Below are 22,432 nucleotides of genomic sequence, written 5' to 3'. Positions count from 1 at the left end.
ATGATTGAAAACAGAAACGATGAAAACACCTATCCCTTTTACTGGCTGGATGAACTGGCCGCTGTTACCTTAAACCCCGAAAAAAATCAAGACATTTCATCGGCAGAACTCGCCGCTATCCGTGAGCGCCTGCCCAACGAATTTAACCAGATCAGCGACCTGCTGAAAAACCAGGCTTTCTGCCTTTATTCCGGTGAGCATATCAAAGTCGTCGCCGGCCATTATGATCAATCTATCCGCCTGCTCCAGCAACAGGCGCAGATCAACCTGGCACAATATCCTGCCGGGGGCGAACTCCGTGAAACCGGGCAGCTGTTGCTGGACAAGCTCAACGAACTTTTTCAAAGCATACACCACCGTTATCAAAACTATCTAACCGAACCACCCGCAGCAGATCCGGAAAAAAATCCGCTGCTTAAAGTGCTCTGCCGGCTCAGCGTTGATCAGATCGCGATCATTCTTAAAGCAGCCGATGATATTAAATTGGTCGTTACCCGGTCATTCAGCCAAGTGCTTAAAAGTATCGTCCCTTTTCTATCCACCGAGCGTTTTGCAAATTTTTCCTGGAAAAGCGCCCGCAGTAGCACCTATAAAATGGAAATGAGCGATAAAGCCGTTGCTATTGAAACGCTCGAAGCCCTTATCAGCAAGATCAAGGAATATTAGCCGAACCTTACCTCACCATCATACAGCCTCCCTAACCGGAGGCTTTTTTTGTTTCTGGCATTGTTTTTTTTTCACCAGCAATTTTTGGGGCCAACCTGCCAAAAATCAAACCCAACAAAATTTTTTTTAAAGGCAAATGAATTTTAACGAACTGATATCCAACAGGCTTCAAAACCTGCAACAAGGCTGCAGCCGCAAGTTGAAGTTTATGCGCTTTGCCTATTCCGGCAACTTTGTCTCAACAAAACGTAATTATAAAACGCAAAGCAATGAATCATTTACTTCACCCAATTACCTGGCACCAATATCTGACCGCAGCATTGATCGCCGCCCTAATTTATTACGCGGTCGTCATCCTGCGATGCTACCAACCCGAACTGCAACAACTCAAAGACCGGTTCAGCGGCAACGCCAATGACGACGGCCTGCAAGCCCTGCGCAATTACAACGGTGAAGCGGACAACGCTACCGCCGTACCAGCCGCTAACAAGAATGATTTAGCCGCTCATCAACCCTATCAGGAAATCCCTGACGAACGGGAAAGCCAAGAGCCACCCACCGCGCTTGATATCATCAGCCTGAAACTCAAAGCCGTCATCGAACACGCCGCCGACCAGCCTTTTGCCCCGGCACTATTGATACCCCAACTCCAACAACTACTACAAGAACCCCAAACATTCAGCGATGCTGAAAAAGCGGCCATCAGCCACCTCATCGTCGCCGAATGCGAAAATACCGGCACCGCCCTGCTGACCGAAGAAGAAGTGGATCAGTGGTGGGAGCGTTAGCAGGCCTGCCGCTTCCGGCCCGTCCCGAATCCAATCGGGACGGGTAACGGAAGAAATCACCAACAAATTATTTGCTGACCGAACGTCCCGGCGTAAGCGCCCGCGAGGATGATCCGAAAGAGGGGAAACGGCGGCAGCAGTTTTCCAGCCCCTCCCGGTAACCCCGGGAGCGGGTATGGGAAAGCCATGCCTGAAAAAAGCTAAAAGCGAGAAAGAATTTAAAAACAAACGATACGTGAAAATGAAAAAGTGCAGCAAGAACATCGTTAAAGCAGGGGCCGTCGCGTCCCTGCTTATTATCCAAATCCTGCAGGTCAAAGCCCAGGACGGCAATGCCGGCATCCAGCAGGCCAACACCCAGGTCAGGGGTTATTTTGAAAGTGGTACCAACCTGATGTACGCCATCGGGGCCATCGTCGGCCTGATCGGAGCCGTCAAGGTTTACCAGAAATGGAACTCCGGCGATCAGGATACTTCCAAGGTTGCCGCCGCCTGGTTTGGTTCCTGCATCTTCCTGGTGGTCGTCGCCACCATTATCAAATCATTCTTCGGGATCTAAACGCCGCAGCTATGAAAACACAACTCATCAAACAGCTGCATAACTACCTGCTGCATAACCATACCGACCTGCTCATCGCCCTGCAGGAAGAACACCGGCTGGAGCATTACCTGCAACAAAAGGTAGAATCTGTCAGCGACCTCTTGGCGCAGCTCCAGGAAGAAAAGCGCCCCGCCTATGTCATTGAAGCGCTCTGCCTCGAAGAACTCACCCGCGACCTGCGGCCCTCGCGCTTCAATTATATGCGCGAACTGCTGGAAGCCGAGTTTGAAACGGACTATAAGCGCATGCTCAGCAGCGGCATCCTGACCTATGAACTCATCAACCTGATCGGTGCCTGCGAACCCATTTTCGAGGTATTCGCCCTTGGCGAGGAAAACGAAGAAAGCGCCGAACTGAAACACGCGGTCATGGGCATGATCGCCGAATACCTGGAAAGGTAAACTGAAAGATAAAAGCAAACAGCAAGAAAAGGACAGCACCGAAGCAACAACTCATGGCATTCAACGCGTTACAGCAACTCCGCACCAATATCGAAGCGATCCGCATCGCGCTTGCTTTTCGTCCCGGTGACCAACCGGACGAAAAGCAGGTGGAAACACTGCGCGCTTATGCCGGCTTCGGAGGCCTGAAGGCGGTGCTGTTTCCTGATGCCCCCTTGGAAGAATGGAAAAAGCAGAACGCTTCCAAAAACGACCTGCGGCTGTACCCGTCCATGATGGAATTGCATGCTTTGCTCCGGGAAGCATTGAGCGAGGCGGATTACCAGGCGGCTATGGATTCCATCCGCAACAGCGTGAACACCGCCTTTTACACACCAGCCTTTGTACCGCAAACGCTGTACCGCGTGCTGGACGCCCACGGCATCCGTCCGCAGCGTATCTACGAACCCAGCAGTGGGGCCGGCATCTTTATCAGTGAAGCCGCCCGGGCTTTTCCGGATATCCGGCAGGTTACCGCCGTTGAAAAGGATATCCTCACCGGCAAAGTGCTGACCGCGCTGGCTTCCAACTTCGCCCTGCCCATTGAGGTGCAGATCAAAGCGCTGGAGAAAACCGACAACAGCGAGAACGGATGTTACGACCTGATCACGAGCAATGTGCCATTTGGCAATATCGCCGTCTTTGACCCGGCCTATCCGGAGAAAAGCCTGAACAGTAAGATTCACAGTTATTTTTTCGCCAAAGGGCTGGACAAACTGGCCGAGGGCGGCATCCTGGCTTTTATGACCAGCGACGCTTTCCTAAATGCGCCAACCAATAAAGCCGCACGCGAGCATTTGTTTAACCGCGCCGATTTCCTGAGCCTGACCGTACTGCCGGATAACCTGATGCTGGATAATGCCAATACCTATGCGCCCAGCCACTTGCTGATCATGCAAAAGCATACCGGCAAAACAGAACTAACCATCGATGAGCAAATGCTGCTGAATACCGCTTTGCAGCGCAATGAATTTGGCGAATATCATATCAACGAATACCTGCAAACGGTAAAGGCCTATGCCATCGCCGCTGATACCATCCGTCCCGGCAAAGACCAGTACGGGCAGGCGCATGAAGCCCACTGGCAAACCGCTGAACTCAGCGGCATTACCGACAAGATCGAAGAAACGATCAGTGACGGGCTAAGTAACTGGTTCAACCGCGAAGCCTTTGCACAGGCGCAAAAACTAGTACAACAATTCGGTACCGGCCAAAACATCGAGCCTGACGAGCTGCCGCGCTTGACCTACCTGCCGATGCCTGAAAGCAAAGCGGTAGCCGTTTCCGTGCAACTCGGCCTGTTCGACAGCCAGCCGGCTGAAACGGTTAACCGGGCGATGGATTACCTCACCGATATCGACCGGGCGGCGGTCATTGCGGAAACCGTCCGCTCTATCGGCACGGTCAAAACCCGCGACAACGCGCAGCAGGAATGCGTCCTGCTGGTCACCGCCAAATTGCAGCAAGGCAAGCAATACGCTTACAAGCTGATTTCCACCGTGCAGGAGATCCAGGTGCCATCGGCCTGGCTCAGCGGTAACCAGTTCAGCCGCGAAGTGGCTGCACTCCGCGAAAACCTGGGCAAATATGGCCATGAGTTCTTTTTCGAAGGCGATCAAAGCCTTAAAGGCTTATTCCAGTTTGAAAGGCAGGAGATCATTTGGTTCCGGGGGCTTTTGCCACACCACGCGGAAGGCAGCCTGGTCACAGAAGGCCTGAAGGCGGGTACCATCAAAAACCTGGAACCCGACCGCAACCGTGCGGTCTTCGAGCCGCTGGCCAATCAAAAGGATGCACTGTTTTACCGCGCCTACCTGCGCCTGCGCGACGGCTATTATGAAATATATGCTAAAGAAGCCGAAGCCTTAAGGGCGTTTCCGGCACTGCGGGAACAACTGAACCGGGCCTATACCGATTTCAAACAGCAATACGGGGAACTGAACCGCCCGGCCAACCGCCGCCTGATCCTGGCCGATGAAAAGGACGGCTTTAAAATGCTGGCCTCGCTGGAAACCCGCGAGGGTACCGATTACCGCGCTGCCGATATTTTAAACGGGCCGGTTTTTCAGCAAACAGAGGTATTTAAAACGGATGACCCGGTTTCCGCGCTGGCCCGCTGCCTGAATGACCGTGGGAAAGTGGATATTGAATTTATCAGTGGTGCGACCGGCCTGAGCGCCGAAGAATCCGTCATCAGCCTGCATAGCCATATTTTTATGGACCCGGCCAGCCGGGAATGGGAAACCCGTGATGCTTACCTGAGCGGAAACGTGGTGGAAAAGCTGGAAACTGCGCGCAGGATAACCGCTGTGCAGCCGAATGACCCGGAGATCCAACGCAGCCTTAACGCGATTGAAAAAGCGCAGCCGGAACTGATCCCCTTTGAATTATTGGACTTCAACTTAGGCGAACGTTGGTTCCCGAACCGCTATTACGAGCGCTTTGCCAGCAGCTTTTTTGACCTGCCGGTAACGATCACTTACCTGCCGTCCAGCGACCAGTTCAAGGTGGCTGTTGACGGCACCAACCTGAAGATCACCAAAGAGTTCGCGATCCGTCCGGCGGAGGGCACCCGCACCACCTACGGCTACACGCTGTTGGAGCATGCGCTGGAAAATACCACTCCCTATTTCAGCTACGAGGTAAAAACGGGCGACAGCACCAAACGCTATCCCGATAACGAAGCCATCCAACTGGCCCATGAAAAGATCGAGCAGATCCGTAACGGCTTTACCAACTGGCTGCATGAATTGCCCGACCAGGAAAAAACCGCTATTACCGGTCTGTATAACCGCACCTTTAACTGTTACGTGCTGCGGGAGTTCAGCGGCGACCACCTGCGCTTCCCCGGCCTGGATAAAAAGGCGCTGGGTATTGATGACCTGTACAGTTCACAGAAAAATGCGGTTTGGCGCATCCTGCAAAACCGGGGCGGGCTGATCGATCACGAAGTGGGCCTGGGTAAAACCCTGACCATGATCGTCGCGGGTCATGAAATGAAGCGCCTTGGCATTGTGCAGAAACCGATGATCCTGGCGCTGAAGGCCAATGTCAACCAGATCGCGGAAACTTACCGCAAGGCTTATCCCGATGCCCGCATCCTCTTTCCCGGCCAAAACGATTTCACACCGGATAAGCGCCTGCGTATCTTCCACGAGATCAAGAACAATCACTGGGACTGTATCATCCTGACGCATGACCAGTTCGGCCGCATCCCGCAATCGCCGGAAGTGCAGGCGCAGATCTTCGCCCGCGAGCTGGCCGATGTTACCGAAAACTTAAATACGCTGATCGCCGAAGGCGGTGAGGTCACCCGGCGGGTACTTAAAGGGCTGGAATTGCGCAAGACCAACCTGGAGGTTAAGCTGCAAACCCTGCAGCAGGAGATCAATGAGAAAAAGGACAGCGGCATCACCTTTAAGGAAATGGGGGTCGATCACCTGTTCATTGATGAATCGCATAAGTTCAAAAACCTGACCTTTTCCACCCGGCATGACCGCGTGGCTGGTTTGGGCAATACGCTGGGCAGCCAAAAGGCGCTGAATATGTCTTTTGCTATCCGCACCCTGCAACAGCGTTTTGACAGCGACCTGTGCGTTACCTTTTTGAGCGGAACACCTATCTCCAATTCGCTGACGGAGATGTTCCTGATCTTTAAATACCTGCGGCCAAAAGAAATGGAACGGCAGTTCATCGCCAACTTCGATGGCTGGGCTGCGGTATTCGCCAAAAAGACCACCGACTTTGAGTTCTCGGTGACCAACCAGATCATCAGCAAAGAGCGCTTCCGTCATTTTATCAAGGTGCCGGAACTGGCGCTGTTCTATAACGAGATCACGGACTATAAAACGGCCAAACATATCGCGCTGGACAAACCGGAACTGGATGAGCGGCTGATCAATATCAAACCCAGCGAGCAGCAAAGCGATTTCATTATGCGCCTCATGCGCTTTGCCGAAACCGGCGATGCCACGCTGATCGGCCGCCCGCCGCTGTCGGAGGAAGAAGATAAAGGGCGGATGCTGATCGCCACCAACTACGCCAAGAAGATGGCGGCAGATATGCGCCTGATCGACCCGGCTTATGGTGACCACCCGGACAATAAGGTAAACACCTGCGCGCGCCAGCTGGCTGAACTTTACCACGAAAGCACGCCGCACCGGGGCACCCAGGTCGTCTTTTGCGATATCGGCACACCAAAACCCGGCGAGTTTAACCTGTATGATGCGCTGAAGGATAAGCTGGTCAACGATCTACAGGTGAAAGCCGCTGAGATCACTTTTATCCATAACTGGACGGATAAGCAAAAGCCCGAACTGTTCAGAAAAATGAATCGGGGCGAGATCCGGGTCCTCATCGGCAGTACCGAAAAAGCAGGTACCGGCCTCAATGTGCAGCAGCGCGTCATCGCCATGCACCACCTGGATATCCCCTGGAAGCCATCAGAGTTGGAACAACGCAACGGCCGTGGCGCAAGGCAGGGCAACACCCTGGCTAAACAGCATTACGGCAACAAAGTGCTGAATTTTATCTATGCGGTGGAACAGTCGCTGGACAATTACAAGTTCAACCTGCTGAAAAACAAGCAAACCTTTATCAGTCAGATGAAGAACTGCGAACTCAACGTGCGCAGTATTGACGAAGGCTCGGTGGATGAAAACAGCGGGATGAATTTTTCTGAATATATCGCTATCCTTTCCGGCGATACCAGCCTGCTGAAAAAATCAAAGCTGGAGAAAAAGATCGCCGCGCTGGAAAGCCTAAAGACCGCCCACTACAGGGAAGGCAGCCGTTCCCGCTATCTGTTGGAAGACAAACGTAAGGAACAAAGCCAAACCGGCCGTGAACTGGAGATCCTGCAGGCCGACCTTCAAGTCTACCGGGCGAACCTAAAAATGGAAAAGGACGGCAGTAAGGCTAATCCCATCCGTTTAGACAAACTCAATAGCGCCGATCCGGTGGCTATCGGCAAATTCCTGGTTTCCAAATACCGCAACTGGCTCCCTGAAAAAGGACTGACCGGAACCGCTAAATTGGGGACGCTTTATGGTTTTGACCTGATGATCGAGCGCCATGCGGGCAGTTTTGACTTCGATAAACCCGCCAGCTACTATAATGTGCTGTATGCAACGCGGCCCGAAACCAACGGCAAATACATTTACAGTTCCGGTGTCCCCAATGTAGATAACCCCAAAACGGCCGCTCGCTATTACCTCAATGCGCTGGATAAAGCGGAAAGCCAGGAAGAAAGGCTGAAAACCCATCTGGCCGAATTGAACGAACAGATACCGCAACTGGAAGCGCTGGTCGGAAAACCCTTTGAACGGGATGCCGAACTGCGGGACATGAAAAGCGGGCTGACCAAACTCGAACGGGAGATCGCGCAAAATATTAAAGCCAAACAGCAGGCGCAAAACGGTGGCGATCAGGAGGAAACCATCACTCCGGCTAGTGAGGTAAAAAATAACCTCACTACAGGCGAAGCCAAAGTAGTCAGCCTGTCGGAAGTAGATGCCGGTAATAAAGCGACGCTTTTAAAGGGCATGATCTACCAGCTGCCAGCCCAGCAAAACGAGCAGGCTGTGAAAAAAACAAAGGGGGTGCGCTTATGAAAACGCTGCACTTCGATCATATCCGCTGCCCGATGCATCGCTATACCTTTTCGGTGAAAGCCATCAGGGAGTGGACAGAACGCTTCTGCGAAGGCCGCGTGCTTAATCTCTTTGCCGGTGAAACCAAATTGGCGCTCGACGAAACCCGCAACGACCTTAACCCGGCCATGCCCGCCGATTACCATCAGGATGCTTTGGCTTTCCTGCGCGACTGGCCAGGTGAGCGGTTTAACACCATTCTGCTGGACCCGCCCTATGCTTACCGCAAGTCCATGGAACTCTATGAGGGTATGGTGTGCAGCCCTTTCCGGCAATTGAAGGATGCCATCCCTAATTGCCTGTTACCCGGCGGACTGGTCATCACCTTTGGCTACCATTCCATCGTCATGGGCCGCAATCGCGGCTTCTGTCTGGAGCGGCTGGCCCTTTTCAGTCACGGCGGCGCTATCCATGATACCATCGCCAGCGTCGAGCGCTTCACACCGACATAACACCCCTCTTATTTTTTTCCTCACCAGCAATTTAACAACAAAGCACCATGAATAACAGCATCTATACCATCAACAAAGGCATTAACAAAAGCATCGAGTTTCGCGGCTTGCGGGCGCAATACATCTGGTTTTTCGCCGGGCTGGTCATGGGGCTGCTGATCGTGTTTGCCACCCTATACATCCTCGGTGCCGGAACGATCATTTGCCTTTCCGTGACGGGCAGCGCCGCCGCGTACGGCAGTATCAAAATCTTCAGCCTGAGCCGCAAATACGGTGAACACGGCTTGATGAAGGCCGCCGCAAAAAAGCGACTCCCCAAAGTATTGAAATCCTATAGCCGCCGCTTCTTCCAGCAATTCACTTTTAACAGCATCAACCATGAAAAATAAACTGGAGCCAAAGATCATCCATTTTGTAAAGCTCAGCTTTGTGATCGATATCGATCAGCAGGTGTTACGGCAAACTAACAAGCCCGAACATGAGATCTCCTTTATCCGGGACATGACCGATATGGGCGACCATTATTTGCTGGCCTGGGATCCTGAAAAACAGACCGTAAGCACTGACCCGGAAAGATCAGAACCGCTCATAATCGACCAATTGGTATGGCTCGATCCCGAAGGTATGTCCGAGAAATACGGCATCCCCGTTGAAAAGCTGCAAACCATGCGGGACTTCGAGGTCATCGTAGATCAGGAAGCTTTAACGCAACGCCGGGAAGGCATCTTACCGCAGATCGACCTGGCCGGTGAAGCATTTACCATTGACCTGCAACTGCAGGAGCTGCGTAACACCAAATATTTCTTCCCGGTCATCAGCCTGAAAAGCTTTGAGCTGACGAACGACGGCTGGAACTACGAAGCCTATTATCATCCCGTCATGAAACAGGTGGTTGATCTCGACCCCAAAATGCTGGAGTTTCCCGAGGGTGTGATCAAACTAAAAATCCCCAATGAGTTGGGTCTGGACCCGGTGGCTACCGCCCGCATCTATGGTATGGATGAACGGGAAGTTCTGCGCCGCCACCCGATCCAAAAGAACCTGAAAGCTGAGGTCATCCCGCTCAGTGAAACCCATATTCCGGCCCTGATCCAGCGTAACAAAGAAGCCCTGCGGCAGGCGCACCAGGAAAACGCGCAAAAGGTAAAGCCGAGGCACCGGCCGAGATTTTAATAAGGTTTTCCCCGCCAACCAAAGATTAACGTGAAAGAGAACTGTGCAAATGGAAAAAGAATTAAAAAACATACTGCCCATCCTGGGCATTGAACATGACTGCATCCTGTCCAAGCAGGGTGAATATACCGTGGCCTACCGGGTACAATTGCCCGAGATATTTACCCTGTCCGATGAGGATTATGAAAACATGCACCAGGCCTGGGTGAAAGCCATCCGGGTGCTGCCCAAAGACAGCGTACTGCATAAACAGGACTGGTTTACCCGCCAAAGCGTAAAGACTGATGAAGAAAAAAAACATAGCTTTTTGTCGGCTGCGGCTAATCATCACTTTGCCGGACGCCTGTTTTTGCAACATGACTGCCTGCTGTACTTCACCAAAAAACCGGCTGGCCGCTCAAAAAGCAGTTCCCTGTTTTCGACCTTGCTGCGGCCAACCTTAGTGCCAAAAGAAACACTGCAGGCGCAGGCCCGCCAGGAGTTTTTAGATACCTGTACCCAATTCAAACGGCTGCTGGAAGATACGCGTTTGATGACCCTGACGCGCTTAACCTCGGCTGACCTGCAAAGTCAGCTCAAAAAGACCGGGCTGATCGAGCGCTATTGCTTCGTTTCCGAAGATGACGGCCAATTGCTCATTAAGGATATCAGCCTTTCCGACAGCATCCGCATCGGCAGCCAGCAACTGGCGGTTTACACCCTGGGCGATGCGGAACAATTGCCCGCGCAATGCGGCTCCCGCCTGACCTATGATGCCTACTCTACGGACCAAACCCGTTTTCCCGTAAGCTTCGCAGCGGGCTTAGGCTTGCTGCTGGATTGCAGCCATATCTACAACCAATATATATTGATCGGCGATGCCCAGGCCACCCTGCGCCAGCTGGAGAAAAAAAGGCTGCGCCTGCAATCGTTGTCCGCTTATTCGCGCGAAAATGCTATCTCTTTGGAGGCGACCAATGATTTCCTGAACGAAGCCATCAGCCAGCAACGGCTGCCTGTCAAAGCGCATTGCAACGTCATGATCTGGTCGGCGGATGAAAATAAACTCAAAGAAAGCGGTAACAAAGTCGTTTCCGCATTGGCCGCCATGGATGCCGCCGGTAAACCCGAAACCGACGGGGCGGCGCAGATCTGGTGGGCGGGCATCCCCGGCAATGGTGGGGACTTCCCGCTCAACGACACCTTTGACACCTTTGCCGAACAGGCGGCCTGCTTCCTGAATCTCGAAAGCAATTACCGCAGCGACCCGCCGGGAGAGGGCATCCGTTTTTGCGACCGGCTGAATGCCAAACCCGTTTATGCCGATCTTTACGATGCGCCGCGTCACAACGGCATCACCAGCAATATGGGTACGCTCGTTTGCGGTACTTCCGGCGGCGGCAAGTCCATGACCGTCAATCATATCCTGCGCTCGCTTTATGACCAGGGCGCGCATTGCGTGACAGTGGATATCGGCGGCAGTTACAAGGGCCTGTGCGGCCTTTTGGGTGGCTACTACTTTACCTATAAAGAACACAACCCGATCAAATTCAACCCTTTTTATTTAGGCAAAGGCGATGTGCTGGATACCGAGAAGAAAGAAAGTTTAAAAGCCCTGCTGGTATCCTTATGGAAAGGCGAGAACGAGACCTTTAACCGTGCGGAATATGTGGCTTTATCCAATGCCCTGCAAGGTTATTATGAGCATTTAGCAAAAAATAACCGCTTATTCCCCGGCTTCAATTCTTTCTACGATTACCTTGAAGCGGACTACCGCCAGGTGCTGCAAAGCCACCGGGTGAAGGAACGTGATTTTGATATGGATAATTTCCTGTATGTGCTGCGGCCTTACTATAAGGGCGGCGAATTTGATTTCCTGCTGAACGCCACGGAAAACCTGGAGCTGCTGAGCCAGCCCTTTGTGGTATTTGAACTGGATCAGATCAAAGACCATCCCATCCTCTTCCCGGTCTGTACGCTCATTATCACTGAGTTATTTATTTCCAAAATGCGCAAGCTGCCGGGCCTGCGCAAAGTGCTGACGATCGATGAAGCCTGGAAGGCCATCGCCAAAAGCGGCATGGCCGAGTTCCTGCGCTACGCCTTTAAGACCATCCGCAAGTTTAACGGCATTCCCATCGTGATCACCCAGGAACTGGATGACCTCATTAATTCACCGGTGATCAAAGATGCAATCATCAACAATGCCGATATCAAGATCCTGATGGACATGCGCAAATTCCAGGGCAAGTTCGGCAAGCTGCAGGACGCTTTGGGACTTTCCGACAAAAGCAAAACCATTTTGCTGTCGGTCAACAAGGATAACCGGGAGATCTTCATCGATATCGGCGGGCAGGTCATGAAGGTCTACAAAAATGAACTCTGCCCCGAAGAATACTATGCTTTTACCACGGAAGGACGCGAACGGGTGAAAGTGCTGAAATATGCCGAAAAACACGGCAGCATCGAAGCGGGCATCAAAGCCCTGGTCGCTGAAAAACGAAACTCAAAAGCCGCATAACCATGAAAACGAAATTTAAAATAGTAATTCTAACAACCATCGCACTGTTTTTTTCCCTCACCGGGAACCGTGCGCAGGCGCAAATACCCGGCGTCAGCCTGATCACCGGTGTAATCAAAAAAGTGATCGTCGCCATCGATCTGAAGGTGCAGCAACTGCAGAATCAAACCATTGCATTGCAGAACGCCGAACAGCAACTGGAAAACTCCCTGCACCTCAGCAGCCTGAACAATATCTCCGGCTGGCTGGGTAAGGAAAAAGACCTGTATGCCGGTTATTACCAGGAACTCAATCAGGTGCGCGGCCTGATCGCCAATTACGATGCCGTCAAAGGTGTGATCAGCAAGCAAAAGCAACTCGTCAGCGAATACCAGCAGGCCAGTGCCCTGTTCGGACGGGATGCCCATTTCTCAGCGGCTGAACTCGGCTATATGGGCACTATCTATAATGGCATTCTGCAGGAAAGCCTGCAAAACCTCGATCAGCTGTTAATGGTCGTCAGCGACCTCAGCACCCAAATGGATGATGCCGAACGACTGCAAAAGATCGGGCAGGCTGCCAGGGCCATGCAAACCAATCTGGACCACCTGCGCCAGTTCAACCGGCAGAACGCCGGTTTAAGCCTGCTGCGTGCTAAAGATGCGCAGGACAGGCAGCAAGTCAAACAACTTTATGGCATCCAGTAAGCGGAAACAGTAAACACCATCGATATGAAAACAACGATAAAAACCCTCTTATTTTTTTCCCTCGCCAGCTTATCTTATAGCAGGGCGCAGGCGCAATTCCTCGGCGGCTTCTTCAGCCAGCAAAGCCAGCAGCGCAAGCTCATGGCCGAACAGATCGCTCTATACGAGATTTATTTAAGCGCAATCAAAACCGGCTACCACGTCGCCGAAACCGGATTGAATACCGCCCACGAGTTAAAAAACGGTACGTTTAATTTGCACGATGCCTATTTCAATTCGCTGGAACAGGTCAACCCGCTGATCCAAAACAATCCCAAAGCCAAAGCGATTGCCGACCTGAATGCGCAAACGCTGAAACTCTTTTCGGACGAATGGACCTGGCAACAGCGACAAAAGCTGTTAAGCGCCGGGGAACTGGCCTATTTCCAAAAAGTCCAGGCCAACATAACTGCCAGATGCCGGCTTGATATAGAAGAGTTAACCGATGTACTGACACCCGGCAAATTACAACTGACCGATGCCCAACGGCTGGACCGGCTGGATAAGATCTATGAACGCATGAAGGACAAATTCGCCTTTGCCGGTTCATTTACCGGTAAATGCCGGAAACTAGCGACAGAGCGCAAGAACAACCTACGGGATAAGGATCAGCTTAAAAAGCTCTACGGTATTCAATAACAAAAAATGTGAAGGAGATCAGTGATGAAGAAAATAGCAATAACCCTTTTAGTAAGCCTCGGACTGGCGGCGGCCACGCCGCTCAGCAGCCGGGCGCAATCGGTAGCCGATGTAATCCAGCAATTGGTGCTGGATTATCAAAAGCTGGCCAGTCTCAAAAATATTCTCGGACAGATGTACACCGGCTACACCGTGCTGAGCAAGGGCTACGGGGCCGTCAAGGATGTGGCGCAGGGCAACTTTAGCCTGCACGAAGCTTTCCTCGACGGCCTGTACCTCGTTAGTCCGGCGGTGCGCAAATACCCGCGCATCACGGATATCATTAATGACCAGGCGCAGCTGGTCAGCGAGTATAAAAACGCCTCGGGAAGCTTTAACAGCAGCGGGCATTTCAACCCCGATGAACTGGCCTATATGATGACGGTCTACAACAACCTCGTCAGCCAGAGCCTGAAAAACCTGGACGACCTGTCCATGATCGTCACCGACAGCAAGCTGCGGATGAGTGATGCCGAAAGGCTGACGGCCATCGACGGCATTTACCTGGAAAGCCATAACCAGTTGAGCTACCTGCGGAAATTTAATGACCAGGCTGCCCGCATTGGCTGGCAGCGTTCGCAGGGTATAACGGACAAACAGCGTGTTCAATCTATTTACGGTATAACCCAATAAGGCATGAAAAGGAAAATCTTAAAGATGGCTTTCGCAGCCGTCCTGGCTATGCTTATGCCTTTATTTTCCCATGCGGAGGGTGTGGCAGACGACCTGCACGGCTTGCAGGGCATACTTTCCCAACTGTATGATCAGATGATGCCATTGTGCCAGGGGATAATCGGCGTTTCACGGGGGATCGCCGGTTTCGCGGCGCTTTGGTATATCGGCGCCCGGATCTGGAAGCATATGGCAGCAGCCGAACCGGTAGATGTTTATCCCTTATTGCGGCCATTCGCCATCGGATTTTGCATCGCGGCTTTTCCGCTGGTGCTGTCCCTTATCAACGGCATCTTGCAGCCGGTGGTCACCGCTACCGAGGGTATGGTGACCAACAGCAATCAGGCTATCGCCCGCTTGCTGGCCAATGGTAAACCCGATGCCGCCGATGTTTCGCCCAATGATACCAATTCAGACCCTGATAAATGGTACCAGTACAGCCATCCGGACGGGACGGTTACCGATGCCGGCAGCAGTAACCCGATCTCCGATGCCTTTTCCGGCTGGAGCATTAAGAACTGGGCGCGGAAATTTATCGCTGAAGTGCTGAACGTGCTCTTTCAGGCAGCAGCGCTTTGCCTCGATACCATCCGCACATTCAAGCTGATCGTGCTGGCCATTCTCGGCCCGCTCTGTTTCGGCCTGAGTATTTTCGAGGGTTTCCAGCATAGCCTGAAGCAATGGCTGGCGCGCTATGTCAACGTCTTTATGTGGCTGCCCATTGCTAATATCTTCGGGGCCATCATCGCCAAGATCCAGGAAAACATGATCATCGGTATTCAAAACGGCGCGCCCGATCTCGGTGACCAAAACACGGCTTACCTGATCTTTTTACTGATCGGCATCATAGGTTACTTCACCGTACCCAGCGTGGCCAACTACATTATGAACGTCGGCGGCCATGCGCTTTTCAGTAAAACCAGCGCGCTGGCTTCCATGGCGGTCAGCTACTTCAGCGGCTCGGTGATGCAGAGTTTTAACCGCGGCAGCAACACCCAAAACAATCAGCAAACGAATCATCAATCTTCGGGCAATACGCAGCACTATCAGAAAAGTAAGCTCTCGGGCAGCCCGCCAAAAAAATAGGAACCATGTTCAAGAAAATGAAAAACTTAGAAACAGCCTTTCAGCATGTGCGCGGTTTTACCATCGTCATTGTGATCGGCGCCTTTGTAACCATCGGCTTTATGGCCTGGCAGGAAAAGCAGAAATCCATCGCCCTGCAAAGCAAGGTGTATATCGTCTCCGGCAATACCGCCTGGTCGGCGGTAGCCGTAGATAAAAGCGCTTACCTGCCGATGGAAGTCCGCGGCCACGTACGCGCATTTCACGAAGCTTTTTTTACCCTCGATCCGGATGAAAAGGTCATCAAGCGCAACCTGACCAAAGCGCTCTACCTCGCTGATGGCTCCGCCAAAAAAGTGTATGACAGCTTATCCGTCAGCGGCTACTATTCCGGCATTATTGCCGGGAATATCAGCCAGCGTATCACCGTAGACAGCGTGCAGGTCGATACCCGCGCTTCGCCCTATCATTTCCGCTGCTATGCCACGCTGAACCTGATCCGCTCGACCAGCAATGTCAGCCAAAGCCTGATCACCGAAGGTGACCTGCGGGAAGTCAGCCGCAGCGATAATAACCTGCTCGGCTTTCTGATCGAGCATTGGAACACGATCGAAAACAAAGTATTAACCGTGAGTAATCATTAACGCTAAAACCATATAAAATGAACAACATCAGTTTAAAAGACCAGCGCAAAAGGAAGATCCTGCTGGCAATGCCACCCATCGTTTTTTGCTTTACCACCATCCTGTTTATCGCCCTCGGCGGCGGAAAAAGCGACCAGGCCAAAGCCGCCACCAGCAAAGGGCTGAGCATGAAGCTGCCATCGGCCATCTTAACCGGCGATCAGAGCGGTGACAAAATGGGCTTTTACGATCAGGCCCGTGCCGATTCCTTAAAAAAACAACAACTCCGCAAAGCTGATCCTTATGCGCAGGTAAAAACCGATAGCCTGACATCCTTTCCCGCTGCTTACCCGGGCGGTGCTTTTTCCCCTCACCAGCCCGCCTTTAACGGGAACGATGATGGTAGCCGAAATAATAATTCGGCTGAGAATGAAGCCAGGATCAACCAGCGGTTGAGCCAATTGCAGGCGGTGATCAATAAGCCGCAGCCGTCACCTGTTACTCAGCCTGCCAAAAAGCAATTGAACGCTTTATCGGATTCATTGCTTAAACCAGCCGCCGGTACGGAAGACCCTGAACTGAAGCAAATGAATGCCCTGCTGGAAAAGATACTGGATATCCAGCACCCGGAACGCGTAAAGGCTTTGGCAGAAAAATCGGGCACTACCACGGGAGTTAAAAAGTTCCGTGCCATACCCGCCATTGTGGATGGTACGCAAAAGATCGTACAGGGGACGGTGATTTGTTTAAAGTTAACAGATACCGTGACGCTGGGCGGGCAGCTTTATGCCAAAGGACAGCGCATTTACGGAAGCGGCAACCTGTCCAACCAGCGCTACACACTGAATATTAAAAGCATTCATGTGGGCTATAACTTTTACCCCGTAGACCTGACGGTGTTTGATCAGACGGATGGCCTGGAGGGCATCAGCGTACCTGAAGCCATAACCGGCGATGCGCTCCGTGACGGTGCCAGCACCGGGGTGCAGAATATGGATATCATGAGTTTCGATCCCTCGATGACTGCCCAGTTAACTACTGCGGGGATCAATACCGCCAAAGGACTTTTCAGTAAGAAGGTGAAGCGGGTGAAAGGCAAGATCAAAAATGGGCACCTTTTGCTGTTGCGCGATAACCTCGAAGTAAAGAACAGCCATTAATACGACGGCGGTTTTTTCCGCCGGTGATAGTTTAATTATTAATCTTAAAAATTTCATGAATTATGAACGAGCAAAGTTTTGATTATGTAAAGAACCAACTGTTCTACCTAGGCTTTGGCGAAGAGATCGCCAAAGACCTGCGCGATAAGATGCAAAAGAACCTGGCGGAGTTTGAACTGCCGCATGTTAGAAAATTTGGGCAGGATGAAATACATTCTGTTCTCCGTTTCTCTAAAGGGGATCAAACGGATAAGGATATGACTTTCTTTAACCGTGCGGATATGACCCTGAAACAACCGGGCAAGGAAGACCTAACGCAAACATTCTTCTTTGGGAAAGAATATAATTATACGCTCCAAGAACGCTATAATATGATGGACGGACGCGCGGCTTACCGCGAGCAGCCCAAACTGGCGCCGGTAGAAGAGAACGGCGAAGTGAGAATGAAACCCACGGGTGATACCTATTTGGCTTGGCGGGGGCTAGATTTTAAGAACGCTGATCGGTATGGTAACTTTAACCCGAAAGTTACTTTTTGGGATCACGAAAAAGAGTTGCAAAAATACCCGATCAAAGGTGTGGAAGAAAAATATGACCGGAGTCGTATGATCCGTCCACTTGAAAAAGGCAACAAGGTGGATGTGATTCTTTTACGAGATGGGCAGGAAACACCTGCGAAAATGGTTGCTAATCCACGCATGATGCGTTTGGATTTTTACGACGCTAACGGCCAAAGCCTGATTGTTCGCAAGGTGGAAAAACAGGCCTTTGACCAAGCGCAAAAGGTGGAAATGACGCCGCAGGAAGTGCAAAGGGCAGCAATTGCGAAAGCGGCTGAACAAAAGCAAGGCAAGGAAGAATTGCCAAATCAGCAGCAAACAAAAAAAGAAACTTTAAAAGAACAAAATGTTACAGAACAAAAGCAAGAACGGCATCGAAGGCAGAGTGTCCGCATATAGTTATATAGGTGGTGGAAATGTGCCAGCCCATATCAGGCTTCTTTGAAGCAATTCAGCGTGATGCAAGAATATGTGTTACCCATATAGGCATTTATGCTGCACTGGTGCAATACTGGCAATCGCATGGGTTTCAGAACCCCATGGAGGCGTTTGCGCATGAGATTATGCCATTGGCTAAAATTTCCGCTAGCACGACTTACCACAGGTGTATCCGGGATCTCCACGATTTCGGGTACATCCTTTATGAACCCTCCTACAAACGGAACCAACGAAGTAAAATAAAATTACTGTATTAAGGACAGTGGAAGAGCTAATTGATTTGAATCCGAAAAGGAGGCATGATCTAACGATTGAAGAGGTCAGGTCATGTTCCTGGTTCGCAAATTTTACCGATGAACAGGCACTTGAGGTGATTCGAACATTTAAGGAGTTTACTTTAATTATTTACCGGCAATACCGCAAAGAAAAGCGGAAATAGCTTTGATTTGACCTGAAAAATGCGTATTTTGTAACTATAGCAAATCGCATAAAATTCTATTGTTATGGTCGAAAATCCAATATTCCACACCTTTGCGAAAGGTACGACATTAGCCCAGACCAAGAGAGGCACCAACTGCGTGATTTATACACGCGTTAGCACTAAAGAACAAGCAGATAAAAATCTAAGTTTAGATACCCAGCGCAAGGCCTGTAACATTTACACGGAACGACACGGCTATACGGTACTAGCCGATTTTGGGGGTACCTATGAAAGTGCTCAAACGGATGAACGTCGGGAGTTCGCGGCGATGTTAGCCTTTGTCAAAAAATCCAAACAGCGGGTTTCTTATATAATCGTTTACAGCTTGGAGCGTTTCTCGCGCAATGACAACTCCATCTGGCTGAGCGGACAACTGCGTAAATTGGGGATCGAGATCGTTTCAGTTACCCAACCAATAGATACTTCCAGTTCATCCGGGCAGATGCAGCAAAAGATGTTATTCCTTTTCGGAGAATTCGATAACCAGCTACGCAAGGAAAAATGTGCGGCAGGTATTAAAGAAATGTTATTACGGGGCGACTGGCCCACCGCACCACCACTGGGATATGATAATATCCGGGTTGAGGGTAAACGCAAAATCGTGGTTAATCAGAAAGGAAAACTGCTCCGGCAGGCTTTTACTTGGAAAGTAGATGAGGAACTGAGTAACGAAGCGATCCGTCAGCGGTTAGCACAAAAAGGGTTGAAACTTAATCACCAGCGCATTTCTGAAATATTCCGTAACCCTTTTTATTGCGGATTGATGGCACACAATATGCTGGAAGGGCGTGTCGTGGAAGGGAACCAGGAAAAGTTGGTGAGCAAAGATTTATTTTTACAGGTGAATGGCTTACTGGATAAAAATGCTCATGGTTATAAGCTAGTCGAAGAAAATCCTGCGATTCCCTTAAAGCGGTTTATATACTGTGAGGATTGCGGCAGGCTAATGCGGGGCTATCTGGCGAAAAAGAAAGGCATCCACTATTATAAATGTAATACTGTCGGTTGCTGCAATAATAAAAACGCCAGCAAATTGAATGAGACGTTTTTTAATATCCTAAACTATTTTGGGCTACAGGAAGATGCGCCTGTTGAAATACGGAATCTGATCAAAGGGCAGATGACGACCACATTTAATGAGATGAACGATGGCCAGCAGGATGACCTTGGATTATTGGAAAGTCGATTATTTGACCTCAATATAAAGATCGAAAGGTTAGAAGAACGTTATATAGAAGAAGAAATAAGCATGGAACTTTATAGCAAATATGGGTCGAAATACAAGGAAGAAAAGAAGGAAATAGAGGCTGTCCTATGGAAATCTTCAATGGGGGTGTCGAACCTTACTCAATGCATTAATTTGGCCCTCGGTTTTGTGTCAAAAATAGCGTTTAAATGGCGTACAGGGGATTACTTCACAAAACAGAAGATTCAGTTTTTGCTATTCCCAAGCGGCATTGGCTATAGTAAAAAAACTAATGGGTGTCGAACTTCTCGAATAAATTTTGTGTTTTTGTATATAGCTTATTTACAGCAGATTATGAGCAATAAAAAAAGCGGCATACCAGAATTAAATCTGGATTTTGCCGCTTTCGCCTGTTTGGTAGCGGGGAGCAGGATCGAACTGCCGACCTTAGGGTTATGAATCCTACGCTCTAACCATCTGAGCTACCCCGCCGTTTTCAATGGTTCCTGAAAAAGGTTTGCAAATATAGCAGAAATTCGCTTTCTTTAGAAAAAATGTTCACTTTTGCCCCCTTGATTGATTTGTAACGATTGAACCCCAATGTCCGAGAAGAAAAAATTCAACCTTGAGTACGAGATAAAATCCTCACCAAGAATACTATATACCTTCCTTAACGAAGCTAATGGCTTAACACAATGGTTTGCTGATGATGTAAGCGTTCGCGACCAGATTTACACCTTTACCTGGGACGATGAAAAGCAGAATGCCAAGCTGGTTGCTGTTAAAGAGAACAAACTGGTTAGATTTAAATGGGTTGACGACGAGCCCCAATGTTACTTTGAAATGGAGATCATCCAGGACGAACTGACAAATGATGTTGCCTTAAGCATTACCGATTTCGCAACAGAAGAAACCATTGCCGAGCGTAAGCTTATCTGGGACAACCAGATAAATTACCTGATAAGCACCCTGGGCGCTTAAATTTTCCCCGTATTTTGTATGATGAAACCGGCGTGTAAATAACAATTATTTGCGCGCGCTTACGTTTCAATCCCTGTACGCAATTGCCCGATGAAAAAAATACATTTGTTATTACTTAAATCATTTATAAGGCCTTTTATAGTAACCTTACTGATAGTGATGTTTGTATTACTGATGCTGTTTTTGTTCAAATACATCGATGATCTTATCGGTAAAGGCTTTCAGTGGTACATCATTCTTGAGCTGATGATGTATAACTCGGCAACCAATGTGGCTATGGCATTGCCGCTATCCGTACTGCTTTCATCTATCATGACATACGGCAGCCTTGGAGAAAATTATGAGTTGGTTGCCATTAAATCAGCCGGGATATCACTGCGCCGCGCCATGTACCCCATGATGGTTGTTGTGTTGGTACTTAGCGTTGCGGCCTTCGTGTTTTCGGATTATATGCTGCCGGTGGCCAACCTTAAATATTACTCGCTCCTGTACGATGCCCGCAAGCAAAAATCAGCCGACCTGCTCCCCGAAAATGTTTTTAGCAATCGTTTTCCGGGGTACACCATACGCGTAAAAAAGAAAGACCCCGACGGGCAGACCCTGCACGATATCATGATCTATTCTAAAGGGGCGCTTGAAACAAACCAGGATGTTTTGTTTGCAAAGTCGGGGCTCATGTACCGGTCTAAAGATGACCTGTACCTGATCTTGAAGCTGAAGGATGGGGTACGTTATGTAGAAGATGCCGGCGACCAGGGTAACGCCATGCCGCGCAAGCGCCTTACGCGTTTCAGGTTTAAAGAAACCGAGCAAAAATTCGATCTTTCGGGCTTTAAGATGACGCGTACCGATGAGAACGAGTTCAGGAGCGCCTCGATGATGATGAACCTGCGCCAGTTGCAGCATTATATCGATTCGGCAAACCGGGAGGTGGATAGTAATGTAAGGCTTAATTATTCGCTGGTGGCGGCGTATATGAAATATAATACCATGCCGCAAAAATCAAAGGTTAAAGTGCTGCCGGCAGATAGTATCAAGATGAACTCCATAAGTGAAAAGATCAGCGCTTTAAACAATGCTTCCAGCGAAGTGCACCAAATATTGGATGTGATAAAAAACCGGGCCGACAGGCATAAGGAAACATCAAAAAGTATACGCCGATATATAATGGAGTATCAAAAGAAATTTACCCTTGGCGCTGCCTGCATAGTGCTGTTTTTAATTGGCGCGCCTTTGGGCGCTATAATACGTAAAGGAGGGTTGGGTATGCCGGTAGTTATATCGGTGATATTTTTCCTGGTATATTACATTATAGGTACCATTGGCGAAAAATCGGCCAAAGAGGGAGACTTATCGCCGCTGATAGGGGCCTGGGTGGCCATTGCGGTTTTACTGCCTATTGGGGTATTTCTTACGTATAAATCAGCTACCGATTCGGCCCTTTTTGATGCGGATATGTATAAACGTTTCTTTAGGCGTTTTAACCTGCGTAAAACCAAGCCCGTATAGTTTTACAAAATACCGACCTTATTCATCTTATTATCGTATAAATTTGTTGTATCGGCAATTGTACTATACCAGCCAATCTCTCT

General features: G+C 50.1%; 19 protein-coding genes and 1 tRNA gene. 19 read left to right on the top strand and 1 reads right to left on the bottom strand.

Annotation, left to right across the window (positions count from 1 at the left end):
• The 17 genes from HDC91_RS13360 (at position 1) to HDC91_RS20190 (ending at position 20,318) form a co-directional block, all read left to right on the top strand.
• Complete coding sequence (locus HDC91_RS13360) at positions 1–666, top strand: hypothetical protein (RefSeq protein ID WP_183552961.1); 666 nt, start codon at positions 1–3, stop codon at positions 664–666.
• Positions 667–935: 269 nt separating this feature from the next.
• Complete coding sequence (locus HDC91_RS13355) at positions 936–1,454, top strand: hypothetical protein (protein ID WP_183552959.1); 519 nt, start codon at positions 936–938, stop codon at positions 1,452–1,454.
• A 241-nt stretch (positions 1,455–1,695) separates the two neighbouring features.
• On the top strand, positions 1,696–2,013 hold the full coding sequence (locus HDC91_RS13350) for a DUF4134 domain-containing protein (RefSeq protein WP_183553499.1): 318 nt from the start codon (positions 1,696–1,698) through the stop codon (positions 2,011–2,013).
• 11 nt (positions 2,014–2,024) lie between these two features.
• The gene (locus tag HDC91_RS13345) at positions 2,025–2,456 is read left to right on the top strand and encodes a DUF1896 family protein (protein ID WP_183552957.1); all 432 of its coding nucleotides are present in this window, start codon (positions 2,025–2,027) and stop codon (positions 2,454–2,456) included.
• 53 nt (positions 2,457–2,509) lie between these two features.
• Positions 2,510–8,107, top strand: a complete 5,598-nt coding sequence (locus HDC91_RS13340) for an SNF2-related protein (protein WP_183552955.1) — start codon at positions 2,510–2,512, stop codon at positions 8,105–8,107.
• Positions 8,104–8,598, top strand: coding sequence for a hypothetical protein (locus tag HDC91_RS13335; protein WP_183552953.1), 495 nt, complete (start codon positions 8,104–8,106; stop codon positions 8,596–8,598). Before HDC91_RS13340 ends, HDC91_RS13335 begins: the two co-directional genes overlap by 4 nt.
• Before the next feature lie 47 nt (positions 8,599–8,645).
• Positions 8,646–8,987, top strand: a complete 342-nt coding sequence (locus tag HDC91_RS13330; protein ID WP_183552951.1) for a DUF4133 domain-containing protein — start codon at positions 8,646–8,648, stop codon at positions 8,985–8,987.
• Positions 8,977–9,771 carry a hypothetical protein gene (locus HDC91_RS13325; RefSeq protein WP_183552949.1) on the top strand — a complete coding sequence of 265 codons (795 nt, stop codon included), beginning with the start codon at positions 8,977–8,979 and terminating at the stop codon, positions 9,769–9,771. The genes HDC91_RS13330 and HDC91_RS13325 overlap by 11 nt, the downstream gene beginning before the upstream one ends.
• Before the next feature lie 49 nt (positions 9,772–9,820).
• Complete coding sequence (locus HDC91_RS13320) at positions 9,821–12,271, top strand: TraG family conjugative transposon ATPase (protein WP_183552947.1); 2,451 nt, start codon at positions 9,821–9,823, stop codon at positions 12,269–12,271.
• Positions 12,272–12,273: 2 nt separating this feature from the next.
• On the top strand, positions 12,274–12,957 hold the full coding sequence (locus tag HDC91_RS13315) for a conjugal transfer protein TraI (RefSeq protein WP_255476724.1): 684 nt from the start codon (positions 12,274–12,276) through the stop codon (positions 12,955–12,957).
• Positions 12,958–12,981: 24 nt separating this feature from the next.
• Positions 12,982–13,635: a hypothetical protein gene (locus HDC91_RS13310; protein WP_183552945.1), complete on the top strand. Its 654-nt coding sequence runs from the start codon at positions 12,982–12,984 to the stop codon at positions 13,633–13,635.
• 24 nt (positions 13,636–13,659) lie between these two features.
• Positions 13,660–14,307, top strand: coding sequence for a TerB family tellurite resistance protein (locus HDC91_RS13305; RefSeq protein ID WP_183552943.1), 648 nt, complete (start codon positions 13,660–13,662; stop codon positions 14,305–14,307).
• Between the two features lie 3 nt (positions 14,308–14,310).
• Entirely contained in the window at positions 14,311–15,432 is a 1,122-nt protein-coding gene (gene traJ, locus HDC91_RS13300) for a conjugative transposon protein TraJ (RefSeq protein ID WP_183552941.1), read from the top strand.
• Between the two features lie 5 nt (positions 15,433–15,437).
• On the top strand, positions 15,438–16,055 hold the full coding sequence (traK, locus tag HDC91_RS13295) for a conjugative transposon protein TraK (RefSeq protein WP_183552939.1): 618 nt from the start codon (positions 15,438–15,440) through the stop codon (positions 16,053–16,055).
• A 17-nt stretch (positions 16,056–16,072) separates the two neighbouring features.
• A complete protein-coding gene (traM, locus tag HDC91_RS13290) occupies positions 16,073–17,194 on the top strand; it encodes a conjugative transposon protein TraM (RefSeq protein ID WP_183552937.1) in 1,122 nt (373 codons plus the stop codon).
• Between the two features lie 62 nt (positions 17,195–17,256).
• Positions 17,257–18,153 carry a hypothetical protein gene (locus HDC91_RS13285; protein ID WP_183552935.1) on the top strand — a complete coding sequence of 299 codons (897 nt, stop codon included), beginning with the start codon at positions 17,257–17,259 and terminating at the stop codon, positions 18,151–18,153.
• 542 nt (positions 18,154–18,695) lie between these two features.
• Positions 18,696–20,318: a recombinase family protein gene (locus HDC91_RS20190; RefSeq protein ID WP_370576841.1), complete on the top strand. Its 1,623-nt coding sequence runs from the start codon at positions 18,696–18,698 to the stop codon at positions 20,316–20,318.
• Here HDC91_RS20190 and HDC91_RS13275 read toward each other — a convergent pair.
• Positions 20,275–20,351: transfer RNA gene (locus HDC91_RS13275), tRNA-Met, on the bottom strand. The genes HDC91_RS20190 and HDC91_RS13275 overlap by 44 nt on opposite strands.
• Positions 20,352–20,459: 108 nt before the next feature.
• On the opposite strand from HDC91_RS13275, the gene HDC91_RS13270 reads away from it, so the two are divergent.
• Positions 20,460–20,840 (top strand): START-like domain-containing protein, encoded by a 381-nt coding sequence (locus HDC91_RS13270; RefSeq protein WP_162430579.1) that lies wholly within the window; start codon positions 20,460–20,462, stop codon positions 20,838–20,840.
• A gap of 90 nt (positions 20,841–20,930) precedes the next feature.
• Positions 20,931–22,349 carry an LptF/LptG family permease gene (locus HDC91_RS13265; RefSeq protein ID WP_183552933.1) on the top strand — a complete coding sequence of 473 codons (1,419 nt, stop codon included), beginning with the start codon at positions 20,931–20,933 and terminating at the stop codon, positions 22,347–22,349.
• Positions 22,350–22,432: the final 83 nt, after the last annotated feature.

This window comes from Mucilaginibacter sp. AK015, assembly GCF_014200785.1.
Classification (GTDB): domain Bacteria; phylum Bacteroidota; class Bacteroidia; order Sphingobacteriales; family Sphingobacteriaceae; genus Mucilaginibacter.
Note: the sequence above shows the minus strand (reverse complement) of the source record. Positions and strands in the feature narration are given on the sequence as shown.